This is a genomic window from Phytohabitans sp. LZ39 (assembly GCF_059359075.1).
On sequence record NZ_JCADBM010000009.1, the window covers coordinates 157,354 to 170,701 of the forward strand.

The following is a 13,348-nucleotide window of genomic DNA, read 5'->3' on the forward strand; positions in this document are numbered from 1 at the left end:
AACAGCGGACCGGTGAGGTCGCGGGAGCAGCGGCCTGTACCCAAGTCGATCAGGTGCTCACCTGGGCATTCGGAGACGCGCGGATGACAGGACCGGCAAGGGCCGACGGCACTACATGGATTTCCTGCCCGCACAGGACGGGCCGGCCACCGTCTGTGACGCAGCGCCAGCGGGCTCAGGTGAGAAACTTCGAGATCTAGGAGAATTTGGGTCGTTATGGCCCCTTAACTCTCCTAGATCTCGAGTCTTGGGCCGCGCGCACGGCGGCGGCGGTGACTCAGGGCGGCGAAGCCTCCACAATGCCTGTCCGGCAACAGGCATTGTGGACAAACACCCCTGCACCGCGGGCCGCGCATCCGCCGAAGGCAAAAGGGAAAGCGCGACCAACAGCGGACGGGTGAGGCCGCGGGAGCAACGGAGAGCGACCACGACGGACATCGCGGTAGCCCAAAGCTGTTTTCAGAGCGAGGTTTTAGGCCGCGTCAGGTGGAGGCATGGGTCAGCGGTCGAAGCGGCAGCAGGCGATCACCGCGGCCGACTCGCCCGGTAGGTCGGCGGCGTCGTGTGCGAGCGCCAGGCCCGGCTCGGTCGCGGCCAGCACCGTACGTGCGGTGCCGTGCAGGTTGATCCTCTGCGGGGTGCGGCGCAGGTTGGCGACGACCACGCAGGTGCCGCGGCGGATGGCCAGGAAGCTGCCGCCGTGCCAGACCTCGCTCCGCTTCAGCACCGGTTTGGCCAGGTCGGGCTGGCTCTCGCGGAGCGCGATCAGGCGGTGGTGGAGGTCGAGCATGTCGCGGTGCTCGGCCTTGTCGAGCTCGGACCAGTCGAGGGCGCTGACTCCGCCCCACTCCGGCGGGGTGGGCATCCGGGCGGCCCACTCCTCGCCCATCTGGAGCACCGGCGTGGAGGGCGCGGTGAGCAGCAGCGTCGCACCGATGCGCAGCAGGCCGGGGGAGAGGGCGGCGGTGGGGCGGTCGGTGCTCAGCACCGTGGAGAAGCCGGCGCGCAGGATGCCGAACAGCTGCTCCAGCGACCCGAACTCGGCGCCGTAGTCGCGGTCGAGTGCGGTGATGCCGGCCGCGCCGCCCGGGGACGGGGCAAGCAGGTCGGCCAGGTCGGCGCCGGGGCCGGGGATGAAGCGGGCACCGGCCAGGCCCGAGCCGGCGATCAGCGCGAGCGGACGGCCCAGGCTGATGGAGAGCGCGGACACCGCGGTGGACAGCTCGTCGACGAGCAGCAGCGCGTCGCGGTCGATGAGCGTGTGTGCGGCGTCGAGGCGCACGCCGTCGGCGTGGTAGTCACGCAGCCACATCAGCACGTTGTCGGTGATGAAGCTGCGCATGCCGGCGCCGTGCGGGCCGTCGAGCGCGAGCGTGTGGCCCCACGTGTTGGCCACCTCGGCCAGGTAGGGGCCGATGCGGTGGGTGCCGGCGCCGGGCTGGAGGTGGTCGTAAGCCAGGTCGAGCACCACCGCGATGCCGCGCGCGTGGCAGGCGTCGACGAAGCGCTTCAACCCGTCCGGCCCGCCGTAGGACGGGTGTGGCGTGTACCAGCAGGCGCTGTGGTGGCCCGAGCCGCGCTCGATGTTGACCGGGTGCAGCTCGACCGCGTCGATGCCGAGGTCGGCAAGGTGGTCGAGACGGGCGATCGCCGCGTCGAACGTGCCGTCCGGGGTGAAAGCGCCCACCCGCACCGAGTAGATGACACCGCCGGGCAGGTCGCGCCCGGTCCACTCGTCGTCGGTCCACGGGAAGGCGGCGTGGTCGTACGTGCGGCTCGGGCCGTGCACGCCGTAGGGCTGCCAGCGCGAGCGCGGGTCGGGCAGCGGCTCGTCGGAGTCGTCGAGCAGGTACATGTAGTCGGTGCCGTGCGCGGCGCAAGCGACGTTGGTGCGCCACCACCCACCGGCGTCGAGCGCCATGGGATGGTCTTTTCCTCCGATGCGCACGCGGAGCCGCGAGGCCTCCGGCGCCCACACACTGAATCGCGTCATCATGTGGCAGCCACCAAGAGAGCTACTGGGTAGGCGGACAGCACTTCGGACAACGGCACCCGCCGGGCCTGCCACGTGCGTCCCGTCAACGCGTCGGTCCAGCGCCCTGGAGCCAAAGCCAGCTTAGACTCGCCCCAGCCCCCGCGAAATGCCAACCTGACCGGCAACCTGGTGGCTACCGCCACAACGCCGCCCCGGTCGAACGCCACCGCGTGCTCGGCCGCGGGCCCTTCCACCGATACCGGTGAGTAGCCGGTGAACGGGTGATCGCGCCGGGCCCGCAGCACGCGGCTTGTCACGAGCAGCTTGGCCGCGCCGGTCCCGTCCACCGGGGGGAGCCAGCCGGCGTCGAGGCGGGCGAGGAGGTCGCGCCGCGTGCCGAAGTCGACGGGCCGCCGGTTGTCCGGGTCGACCAGCGAGTTGTCCCACAGCTCGGTGCCCTGGTACGTGTCCGGCACGCCCGGCATCGCGAGCTGCACGAGCTTTTGGCCGAGCGAGTTGGACCAGCCGTGCGGCGTGATGCTCTTGACGAACGCCCCGATGTCGGCGCGCAGCCCTTCGTCGTCGTACGCGCGGTCGACCGCGGCGTGCATCGCCGCCTCGAAGTCGCGGTCCGGATCCTGCCAGCTGGTCGAGACGGCCGCCTCGCGGGCCGCCTTCTCCATGTAGGCGTGGAAGCGCTCCCGCTCGATCGGCCAGGCGCCGGCCAGCGTCTGCCAGAGCAGAAGCGCCAAAGACGCGTCTGGGAGCGGCGCCGCCTCCGTCCAGCGGCGCAGCGTCGCCGCCCATTCCGACGGCATTTCCGCGAGTACCGCCAGGCGCGCGCGGACGTCCTCGGAACGCTTGGTGTCGTGTGTGGACAGCGTGGTCATCGAGTGTGGACAGTCCCGTTCGCGCACGGCGGCCGCGCGGTGGAACGCCTCCGGCGTCACGCCGAAGCGGCTCGGGTCGCCGCCCACCTCGTTGAGCGCCACGAAGCGGGTGTACCGGTAGTACGCGGTGTCCTCGACGCCCTTGGCCATCACCGCGCCGGTGTACTGCTGGAAGCGCACCGCCAGCTCGTCTTCGGGGTCGCCGAGCCGGGCGGTGACCGCCTCCAGCGCCTCGGTCAGGTCGGGACGCCGGTGGCCGGCCTCGACCCGCGCGGCGGCCAGGTGGCGCGCGCCGCTGGGCAGGTACGAGCGGTAGACCTCGAAGCAGGCGGCCAGCTCGGCGAGCGCGTCCGCGGCCCGCGGGATCTCCGGTGCGAGCCGGGCCAGCCGGTCCCGCTCCGCGGCCAGCAGCGTGGTCGCGACCTCCACTTTGGACCGGTGCGCGACGTCGGCCCACTTCGCGCTCCCGGCGAGGCGGCTGAGCGTATCCTCACCCTCCGGGTCGACGAAGAGCCCACAGACCTCGCCCAGCGTGTCGTATCCCGTGGTGCCGTCCACCGGCCAGGAGCGGGGGAGCCGCTCGCCCGGTTCCAGGATCTTCTCCGCCAGCAGCCACGCGGACGGTGCCGCCGCGCGCAGCCTGGCCAGGTAGGAGCCCGGGTCGCGGAGCCCGTCCGGGTGGTCGACCCGGATGCCGTCGGCCTGCCAGCGAAGGATCTCGGCGTGCGTGGCGTCGAACACTTCCGGGTCCTCCACGCGCAGGCCGACCAATGTGGACACCGCGAAGAAGCGCCGGTAGCTCGGCCCTATCCGCCACGAGACGAGCCGGTAGTGCTGGCGGTCGTGCACCTCGCGCGGCTCACCGCCGCCGGTGCCGTCCGCGATCGGGAAGCACTGCTCCTGGTACACCAGCTCGTCGCCGACCACCTTGAGGTCGTCGAGCGCGGCGGGGTCGTCGGCGAGCACCGGGAGGCGGATCCGCCCGCGCTCCCAGTCGATGTCGAACCACCGCGCGTACGGCGAGGCCTGCCCCCGCCGCAGTACGTCCCACCACGCCGGGTTGACCGACGGCACCGCGACGCCGGCGTGGTTGGGCACGATGTCGACGACGAGGCCGAGGCCCTTCGCGTGCAGCGCCTCGCGCAGCCGGTCGAGCGCCGCCGGCCCGCCCAGCTCCGGGTTGACGCGGGAGTGGTCCACGACGTCGTACCCGTGCGCGGAGCCGGGCGCGGCGGCGAGCAGCGGCGCGGTGTAGAGCTGGCCGACGCCGAGCGTGGCGAGGTAGTCGACCAGCTCCGCGGTCTGGAGCAGGTCGAAGTCGGGCCGCACCTGGACGCGGTACGTGGGGCTCTGCTGGCCGCGCTCGCTTCGCTCGCGAAGCGCCCCGAGCTGCCGGCGCGGGCCGCCCTCGTCGCTTCGCTCCTCGGGCCGGACCTTGCCGGCCTCGGGGCGCGGCCGCTGGGTCATAGCGCTCTGTCCAGCACCAGCAGCGACCGCTCGGGCACGCGCACCCGCGCGCCGGCGCCCAGGGTCTCCGGGCTGAGCGGCGCGCCTTCCGTGGTGTCGATGACCGTCTGCCACTTCTCGCCGTACTCCTCCGGCGGCAGCACGAACTCGACCGGCTCGTGGTGGCCGTTGAAGCAGAGCAGGAAGGAGTTGTCGCACTGCCGCTCGCCGTACCGGCCGCGCTCGCGGATGCCCTCGCCGTTGACGAAGACGGCCAGCGCGCCGACGTCGCTGTCCCAGTCGGTGCCCTGCATCTGCCGCCCGTCCGGGGCGAACCACTCCATGTCGGCGACCGGCGTGGACGCGCTGCGCGACTTGACCAGGTCGCCGGTGAAGAAGCGCCGGCGCCGGAAGACCTTGTGGCGGGCCCGGAACGCGGTCAGGTGGCGGACGAACTCCAGCAGCTGCTCGTCCACGTCCTCCCAGTCGACCCAGGAGAACTCGTTGTCCTGGCAGTACACGTTGTTGTTGCCGCGCTGGGTGCGGCCCAGCTCGTCACCGTGGCTGATCATCGGCACGCCCTGGGAGAGCAGCAGCGTGGCGAGGAAGTTGCGGCGCTGGCGGGCGCGGAGCGCGAGCACCTCGGCGTCGTCGGTGGCGCCTTCCACGCCGCAGTTCCACGAGCGGTTGTAGCTCTCGCCGTCGCGGTTGTCCTCGCCGTTCGCCTCGTTGTGCTTGTCGTTGTAGGACACGAGGTCGGTGAGCGTGAAGCCGTCGTGGCAGGTGACGAAGTTGATGCTGTGGAACGGCCGGCGCCCGTCGTCCTGGTAGAGGTCGGACGACCCGCTGATCCGGCTGGCGAACTCGGCGAGCACCGGCTGCGAGCGCCAGAAGTCGCGGGTGGTGTCCCGGAACTTGCCGTTCCACTCCGTCCACAGGGGAGGGAAGTTGCCCACCTGGTAGCCGCCCGGCCCGATGTCCCACGGCTCGGCGATGAGCTTCACCCGGCTCACCACCGGGTCCTGCTGCACCACCTCGAAGAACGTGGAGAGGCGGTCGACCTCGTAGAACTCCCGGGCCAGCGCGGCGGCCAGGTCGAAGCGGAAACCATCGACGTGCATCTCCTGCACCCAGTACCGCAGCGAGTCCATGATGAGCTGGAGCGTCTGCGGGCCGCGCATGTTGAGGCTGTTGCCGCACCCGGTGTAGTCCATGTACTGCTGCGGCGCGTTGTCGGCGAGCCGGTAGTACGCGGCGTTGTCGATGCCCTTGAAGCCGAGCGTCGGGCCGAGGTGGTTGCCCTCCGCGGTGTGGTTGTAGACCACGTCGAGGATGACCTCGATGCCGGCGGCGTGCAGCGCCCGCACCATGCCGCGAAACTCCTGCACCTGCTGACCGAGGTGCCCCATCGCGGAGTACCCGTGGTAGGGCGCGAAGTAGCCGATGGTGTTGTAGCCCCAGTAGTTGCGCAGCCCGCGCTCGTCGAGGTGGTGGTCGTGGATGAACTGGTGCACCGGCATCAGCTCGATCGCCGTCACGCCCAGCCGCGTGAGGTGGTCGATCATCACGGGGTGTGCGATGCCCGCGTACGTGCCGCGCAGCTGCTCGGGGATGTCCGGGTGCCGCCAGGTGAGGCCCTTGACGTGCGCCTCGTAGAGGAGCGTGTCGTGGTAGGGCGTGCGCGGCGGGCGGTCGTTGCCCCAGTCGAAGTACGGGTTGACGACGACCGCCTTCGGCACGAACGACGCCGAGTCCACTTCGGACATCCGCTCGGGGTGCTCCAGGTCGTACCCGTAGAGCGCCGGATCCCACCGCACGTCGCCGTCGACCGCCTTGGCGTACGGGTCGAGGAGCAGCTTGTTGGGGTTGCAACGCAGCCCGCGGCCGGGGTCGTACGGCCCGTGCACGCGGAAGCCGTAGCGCTGGCCCGGCTCCACACCGGTCAGGAAGACGTGCCAGACGAACGCGTCCACCTCGGGCAGCTCGATCCGCTGCTCGGTGCCGTCGGCGTCGAAGAGGCACAGCTCGACCGCCTCCGCCACCTCCGAGTAGAGCGCGAAGTTGGTGCCAACACCGTCATACGTCGCGCCCAAGGGGTAGCGACGCCCAGGCCAGACCAGCATAACCACACAGTACGGCCTGGCCTGGGCATTTGATCGTCAAAGGCACGTGATTCGATTTACGGTTTAAACCTGGTCAAGCTGGCTATCCGCTGCGGCCCGCCGGTCCACGGCGAGGCGACTGCGGCGGCGGCTGTAGAGGAAGTAGACGATGAAGCCGAGCAGCATCCAGGCCAGGAAGCGCAGCCAGGTCTCCACGGTGAGGAAGAACATCAGCATCAGGCAGGCGACGAGCGACAGCACCGGGATCAGCGGCATCAGCGGGAGCCGGAAGGAGCGCGGCAGGTCCGGGCGGGTGCGGCGGAGCACGACCACGCCGATCGAGACCAGGACGAAGGCGAAGAGCGTGCCGATGTTGACCAGCTCGGCGAGCTCGGCCAGCGGGATGATGCCGGCCAGCACCGCGACCACGACGCCGACGATGACCGTGATGCGGTACGGGGTGCCGAACCGCGGATGGACGATCGACAGCTGGCGGGGCAGGAGCCCGTCGCGGCTCATCGCGAACGCGACGCGGCTCTGGCCGAGCATGAGGATCATCATCACGGTCGTGAGGCCGGCGAGCGCGCCGACGGTGATGAGGTTGGCGAAGAACGGCCTGTCCACGGCCCGGAACGCGGCCGCCAGCGGCGCCGCCTCGTCGAGGTCGGTGTAGTTGCGCATGCCGACCACGACGAGCGACACCGCGACGTAGAGCGTGGTGCAGATCAGCAACGAGCCGAGGATGCCGCGCGGGAGGTCGCGCTGCGGATGCCGGGTCTCCTCGGCGGTGGTGGCCACGACGTCGAAGCCGATGAAAGCGAAGAATACGAGTGCCGCCGCCGCGAACACACCGCTGACGCCGAAGTTGGCCGGCGCCTGGCCGAACACGGCCTCGACGAGCGTCGCGTGCAGCCCCGACGTGTCGGCCGCCGGCTCGGACGGCGGTACGAACGGGCGGTAGTTGTCCGAGTCGATGAAGAACGCGCCGGCGACGATCACGAACAGCACGACCGCCACTTTGATCGTCACGACCACCTCGTTGACCCGCGAGGAGAGCTTGATGCCGGCCACCAGCACCACGGTGAGGACGAGGACGACCAGGATGGCGGGCAGGTTGACCACGCCGTCCTCACTGCTGGCGACGGCCGTGGGCAGCTCCAGGCCGATGGTCTCCAGAAACACCCCGAGGTACTGCGACCACCCGACCGCGACCACCGCCGCGCCGATGATGAACTCCAGGATGAGGTCCCAGCCGATGATCCACGCGACGAGCTCGCCGAGCGTCGCGTAGGAGAAGGTGTACGCGCTGCCCGCGACCGGCACCGTGGAGGCGAACTCGGCGTAGCAGAGGGCGGCCAGCCCGCACGCCACGCCCGCGATCAGGAAGGACAGCGCCACCGCCGGCCCCGCCGTGGTCTTGGCGGCTACGCCGGTGAGCACGAAGATGCCCGTGCCGATCACCACGCCGACACCGAACACGGTCAGGTCGAGCGCGGACAGCTCCTTGCGCAGGCGGTGCTCCGGCTCTTCGGTGTCGCGGATGGACTGCTCGACCGGCTTGGTGCGGAGGACGCTCATCACACCATTTGACCCGAGGAAGCGGGTTTTCGCCGGGCGAGGGCGAGATCAGTCGAGAACCTCGACCGTCACCGTGGCGGTGTCGCCCTCCTCGAGCGACTGGGCCTTGCGGACGGCCCGCTTGATCGGCAGCACATACGCACCGCGGGCGCCGTCGGGGAAGATCGACGTCTGCCACGTGGTGGTGCCGACCGTCACCCGCACGCGCACCGAGCCGAAACCGCGGCGCGGCCCGGTCGCGGCCGTGCGGTCGCGGATCTCGTCGGAGGCGTCGACGGGCAGGGTGACGAAGGTCCAGCTGTCGTCCCGCCGGGCGTCCCAGATCCACAGCTCGGCCTCGAAATCCACGATCACGGACGCCAGCATCGCACCCAGGTGTGACAACGCCTGCGACGATGGCGGGCGTGGACGAGGAGCCCGGGCGCAGCCGATACCGCCGGCTGCCGCCGCGCGTGCGGCCGACCGGCAGCGAGCAGGACGTGTCGCCGCCGCAGCCGGTGCCGGAGGTGAAGTACACCAGCTCGCTCTCGCCCGCCGGCGGCGTGCAGGCGTACGAGCAGCTGGCCGACTACATGACCACCGCCCCGCGGCGCAGCTGGCGACGGACCGTCGCGCTGGTCGTCGTGGGGCTGGGCCTGCTCGCCGTCGTGCTGTACCAGCTGATCTGAGCGGCTGGAAGCCTCGCCGGGTCGGGTGCTTCCCCGTCGTGAGTTTCTGAAAACAGATATGCCCACGTCCGTGCCAGTAGCACACGGTCCACCGCTGACGCGGACCTGGGAAAAATCCTGCCTCGGATTTGACCGTGCGTTGTGGCTGGGCCCGCGAACCCTGACTCCGAAAAGGTCTCTAGAGCGAGCCGAAGAACGCCGCGATGTCTCCAGCCAGCAGCTCCGGGACCTCGGCGGCCGCGAAGTGGCCGCCGAGGGGCATGGGGGTCCAGCGCTGGATGGCGAAGAGGCGTTCCATCCACTCGCGGGGCATGTCGCCCTCGTCGGCCATGTGGTGGCCGAACCACGCGAAGCCCGTCGGCACCGCCACGAAGTCGTCGGGGCCGAGTGGCTCGCGAAACCAGCGGTTGTCGTAGTAGTCGCGCATCGAGGACGTGATCGTCCCGGTGACCCAGTACAGCGTGACCGTGTTCAGCAGCAGGTCGCGGGAGATGTCGGCGCGCGGGTCGGACCAGGTGCGCCACTTCTCCAGGATCCAGGCGGCTAGTCCGGCGGGGGAGTCGGCCAGGCCGTACCCGAGGGTCTGTGGCTTGGTCGACTGGATCTCGCTGTAGCCGCGCTCGGTGAGCGCCCACCGGGCGTACCCCTCGCGGTAGGCGCGTTCGGCGTCGGAGAGCGGGCGGGAGCCGGGGCCGGTGTACGGCGGGATCTCGGGCGTGCTGAAGTGCAGGCCGATGAGCGGCTCCGGGTCGACGAGCCCCATGTACGTGGCGACGCCCGCGCCGAAGTCGCTCCCGCCGGCGGCGTAGCGCTCGTATCCCAGCTCGCGCATCAGCCGGTGCCACAGGCTCGCCACATAGGGGTACGTGACGCCGGTGCGCGCCGGGCGCGGCGAGAAGCCGTAGCCGGGCAGCGAGGGGAGCACCAGGTCGAACGCCGGCCCGTCGATGCCGTGCGCCGCCGGGTCGGTGAGCAGCGGCACCAGCGGGAGCAGCTCGGCGAAGGTGCTGGGCCAGCCGTTCGTGAGGATGAGCGGGATGCCGTCACCGCCGGCGGCGCGGGCGTGGACGAAGTGGACTTGTGCGTCGTCGAGGGTGGTGCGGAAGTGGGCGAAGCGGTTGAGCTCGCGTTCCTGGGCCCGCCAGTCGTAGCCGTCCGTCCAGTAGGCGAGCAGGTCACGCAGGTACTGGTCGTCGGTGCCCTGCGACCACGGCTCACCCGGTGCGGGCTCGGGCCACCGGGTGCGGCGGAGGCGGTCGCGCAGGTCGGTGATGACAGCCTCGTCGATGTCGATCTCGAACTTCTCCACCGGCATACAGTAGGCCGATGACCGTCGCGGGGGTGTTGCTCGCCGCGGGAGCCGGCCGGCGGTACGGGATGCCCAAGGCCCTCGCCCGCCACGGTGGGCGCCTGTTCGTGGAGCGGGCCGCGGAGACGCTGCGCGAGGGCGGGTGCGATCCGGTGGTGGTGGTGCTTGGCGCGGCGGCCGACCGGGTGCGCGCCGAGGCGATGCTCGGTAACGCCATCGTGGTCGACAACCCGGAGTGGCCGAGCGGCATGGGTTCCTCGCTCGGTGCCGGCTTGCGAGCGACTCTTCCGCTGGGCGTGGACTCGGCGCTCGTACTCCTCGTGGATCTTCCTGGGGTGACGCCCGCGGCGGTGCGGCGGGTCGCGGCGCTGGCCTCGCCCGATGCGCTGGTGATGGCGGGTTATGGGCCCCGCAGGGGGCATCCGGTGCTGCTGGGGCGGGAGCATTGGGCGGGGGTGGCGGCGGCCGCGACCGGCGACGTGGGTGCGCGCCCCTACCTGGCCGCGCACGGCGCGGCCGTGCGGGTGGTGCCGTGCGACGACGTGGCGGACGATCGTGACGTCGACACGCCGGAGGAGCACACTGGTTCCCATGCGTGACGTCCTCGACGACCTGCTGCCCTGGTGGCGGGAAGGCCAGCCGGTGGGGATGGCGACCGTGGTCGCCACGTGGAAGAGTGCGCCCCGGCCGCCGGGTGCGACGATGCTTGTCGGGCCGGACGGCACCGCGGTCGGCAGCGTCTCCGGCGGTTGCGTCGAGGGCGCGGTCTACGAGCTGTGCCAAGAGGTCGTCGCCGGCGGGCCGCCGCGCCTCCAGCGATACGGGGTGAGCGACGACGACGCCTTCTCCGTCGGCCTGACGTGCGGCGGCACGATCGAGCTCTTCGTGGAGCGGGTCGACCGGGAGAGCTTCCCGTGGCTGGCGGGGGTGGCCGAGTCGATCGACAAGGGTGTGCCGGTCGCGGTGCTCACCTGCGTCGAGGGGCCGCCCGAGCGGCTGGGCCGCCACCTGGTGATCGGCCCAGGCGAGCGGGAGGGCACGCTCGGCTCACCGCGGCTCGACGACGCGGCCACCGACGACGGGCGCGGGCTGCTCGCCGCCGGCCGCACCGGGATGCTCCACTATGGACCCGACGGCCAGCGCCGCGGCAGCGGGCTGAGCGTGCTCGTGCGGGCGTACGCGCCGCGGCCCCGCATGATCGTGTTCGGCGCGATCGACTTCGCGGCGGCGGTGGCGCGGATCGGCGCCTTCCTCGGCTACCGGGTGACGGTGTGCGACGCGCGGCCGGTGTTCGCGACGGCCAAGCGTTTCCCGGAGGCCGACGACGTGGTCGTCGACTGGCCGCACCGCTACCTGGCCGGCGAGGCCGAGGGCGGGCGGATCGACGAGCGCACGGTGGTGTGCGTGCTGACCCACGATCCCAAGTTCGACGTGCCGGTGCTCCAGGCCGCGCTCGACATGCCGCTGGCGTACGTGGGCGCGATGGGCTCCCGCCGCACCCACGACGACCGCCTGGACCGGCTGCGTGAGGCGGGTGTCGGCGCCGACGCGCTGGCCCGGCTCGCCTCGCCGATCGGGCTCGACCTCGGGGCGCGTACTCCCGAGGAGACCGCGGTCAGCATCGCCGCCGAGATCATCGCGAGCCGGTGGGGTGGTCGCGGCGTGCGCCTTTCGGAGACGACCGGGCGGATCCACGGGTAGGTCGCATGGTGGTCTTCATGGGAGTGGACGATCCGCCCCCGGTCGGACTCCGCCACCTGCCCCGGCTCGCCCGCCACGCGCTCTCCATCGCCTGGACCGCCGGCCGCGGTGACCTCATCCTCTCCACCGCGCTCCAGGTCTTGGGCGGCCTCGGCCTCGCCGGGCTGCTACTGATCGGGCGGTCAGCACTCGAGGAAGTGCTGCGCGTGGTCACGAGCGCTGGGTCCATTTCGGACATCCTGCCGTGGGTCATCGCGATCTCCTTGGTCGCGGCCGGCCAGTCCCTCGCCGCCGCCCTCCAGCGCGAGCGGCAGCAGATCCTCGGCGAGATGGTCGGCCGGTACGTCGAGGGGCGCGTCCTTGACGTCACCGGCGCGGCCGACCTGGCGATGTTCGATGAGCCCGAGTTTCACAACCGGGTGCAGCGCATCCAGAGCAGCGGCCACCAGGCACTCAACATGATCTTCGGCCTCTCCGGCCTCTTCCGCGCGCTGGTCGGCGTGGTCGCCGCGCTCGTCGCGATCGTGGCGGTCGCGCCCGCGCTGCTCCCGCTGCTCGCGCTCGTGGTGCTGCCGGCGTGGTTCGCGGCGTCGCGGCGCGGCGAGGCGTTCCACAAGTTCTTCTGGAAGATGACCCCGCGCGACCGCGAGCGCCACTACCTCGCCGGCCTGCTGCAAAGCCGAAACTCGGCCAAGGAGGTCCGCGCTTTCGGCCTGGCCGCGCACCTGCGCCGCCGCCACGACCAGCTGTACACGGAGCGGATCACCGAACTCAAGAAGGTGGCCCGCCGCCAGCTCCTCGTGACGCTCGGCGCCAACCTGATGATCGGCGCGCTGCTCGCCGCCACGTTGTTCACCGTCGCCTGGCTCTCACTGCGCGGCACCGTGCCGCTCGCCTCCGCCGGCATCGCGGTGGCCGGTGTGGCGCTGGTCGGCGGTCGCCTGGCCGAGGCCGGGTGGTCGGCGGGCGCGCTGACCGAGTCGGGGCGGTACCTGGACGACTATCTGGCCTTCACCGCGCTGCTCCCGCGGGTGCGGCAGGCGCTGCCCACGGGCACGGCCCCGACCGGCTTCGCCCGCCTGACCGCCGAGGACGTGACGTTCAGCTATCCGACCTCGACCGAGCCCGCGCTGCGCGGGGTGTCGCTGGAGGTGGCGGCCGGCGAGGTGGTCGCGCTCGTCGGCGAAAACGGCTCCGGCAAGACCACCCTCGCGAAGCTGCTGGCCGGCCTCTACCGCCCGGACGGCGGCACCATCCGCTGGGACGGTACCGACATGTCCACTGTGGACCCGGATGGCTGGCGCGAACACGTGGCCGTCATCTTCCAGGACTTCGAACGCTTTCACCTCACCGCCGCCGACAACATCGGCCTCGGGCGGGTCGCCCTCGCGCACGACCTGGAGGCCATCCAGGCCGCCGCCGGCCAGGCCGGCGCCGACCGCTTCGTCGAGGAGCTGCCCAAGGGGTACGCCACGCAGCTCGGCCCCGAGTTCATCGGCGGCACCGACCTCTCGGTGGGGCAGTGGCAGCGGATAGCGCTGGCCCGCGCGTTCTTCCGCGGCGCGCCGTTCATCATCCTCGAGAGCCGACCGCCTCACTCGACGCGCGCGCCGAGCAGGAGCTCTTCGAACGCATCCGCACCCTGCTGGCCGGCCGCACCGTACTGCTGATCTCGCACC

At 71.4% G+C, this 13,348-nt stretch carries 10 protein-coding genes; 4 read left to right on the plus strand and 6 right to left on the minus strand.

The annotated features are described in order from the left end of the window. Positions 1 to 499: 499 nt before the first annotated feature. The 5 genes from AC5L36_RS19265 to AC5L36_RS19285 form a co-directional block, all read right to left on the minus strand. Positions 500 to 1,921, minus strand: coding sequence for an alpha-amylase family glycosyl hydrolase (locus AC5L36_RS19265; RefSeq protein WP_441217983.1), 1,422 nt, complete (start codon positions 1,919 to 1,921; stop codon positions 500 to 502). Positions 1,922 to 1,992: 71 nt separating this feature from the next. Further along, the gene (treY, locus tag AC5L36_RS19270; protein ID WP_441217985.1) at positions 1,993 to 4,332 is read right to left on the minus strand and encodes a malto-oligosyltrehalose synthase; all 2,340 of its coding nucleotides are present in this window, start codon (positions 4,330 to 4,332) and stop codon (positions 1,993 to 1,995) included. Further along, positions 4,329 to 6,434 (minus strand): glycogen debranching protein GlgX, encoded by a 2,106-nt coding sequence (glgX, locus tag AC5L36_RS19275; RefSeq protein WP_441217987.1) that lies wholly within the window; start codon positions 6,432 to 6,434, stop codon positions 4,329 to 4,331. The genes treY and glgX overlap by 4 nt, the downstream gene beginning before the upstream one ends. 63 nt (positions 6,435 to 6,497) lie before the next feature. Then, on the minus strand, positions 6,498 to 7,991 hold the full coding sequence (locus AC5L36_RS19280) for an amino acid permease (protein ID WP_441217989.1): 1,494 nt from the start codon (positions 7,989 to 7,991) through the stop codon (positions 6,498 to 6,500). A gap of 48 nt (positions 7,992 to 8,039) precedes the next feature. Beyond that, complete coding sequence (locus AC5L36_RS19285) at positions 8,040 to 8,345, minus strand: DUF1905 domain-containing protein (RefSeq protein WP_441217991.1); 306 nt, start codon at positions 8,343 to 8,345, stop codon at positions 8,040 to 8,042. A 50-nt stretch (positions 8,346 to 8,395) separates the two neighbouring features. Here AC5L36_RS19285 and AC5L36_RS19290 point away from each other — a divergent pair, with 50 nt between their 5' ends. Next, positions 8,396 to 8,659 carry a hypothetical protein gene (locus tag AC5L36_RS19290; RefSeq protein ID WP_441217993.1) on the plus strand — a complete coding sequence of 88 codons (264 nt, stop codon included), beginning with the start codon at positions 8,396 to 8,398 and terminating at the stop codon, positions 8,657 to 8,659. A 178-nt stretch (positions 8,660 to 8,837) separates the two neighbouring features. On the opposite strand, the gene AC5L36_RS19295 is transcribed toward AC5L36_RS19290, so the two are convergent. Then, positions 8,838 to 9,974: an epoxide hydrolase family protein gene (locus AC5L36_RS19295; RefSeq protein WP_441217995.1), complete on the minus strand. Its 1,137-nt coding sequence runs from the start codon at positions 9,972 to 9,974 to the stop codon at positions 8,838 to 8,840. Positions 9,975 to 9,985: 11 nt separating this feature from the next. On the opposite strand from AC5L36_RS19295, the gene AC5L36_RS19300 reads away from it, so the two are divergent. From AC5L36_RS19300 to AC5L36_RS19310, 3 genes are read left to right on the plus strand one after another with little or no spacing between them, the layout of a single operon-like run. Continuing rightward, positions 9,986 to 10,567, plus strand: coding sequence for a nucleotidyltransferase family protein (locus AC5L36_RS19300; protein ID WP_441217997.1), 582 nt, complete (start codon positions 9,986 to 9,988; stop codon positions 10,565 to 10,567). Then, on the plus strand, positions 10,560 to 11,669 hold the full coding sequence (locus AC5L36_RS19305) for an XdhC family protein (protein WP_441217999.1): 1,110 nt from the start codon (positions 10,560 to 10,562) through the stop codon (positions 11,667 to 11,669). Before AC5L36_RS19300 ends, AC5L36_RS19305 begins: the two co-directional genes overlap by 8 nt. Before the next feature lie 17 nt (positions 11,670 to 11,686). Then, on the plus strand, positions 11,687 to 13,339 hold the full coding sequence (locus AC5L36_RS19310; RefSeq protein ID WP_441218001.1) for an ATP-binding cassette domain-containing protein: 1,653 nt from the start codon (positions 11,687 to 11,689) through the stop codon (positions 13,337 to 13,339). Positions 13,340 to 13,348: the final 9 nt, after the last annotated feature.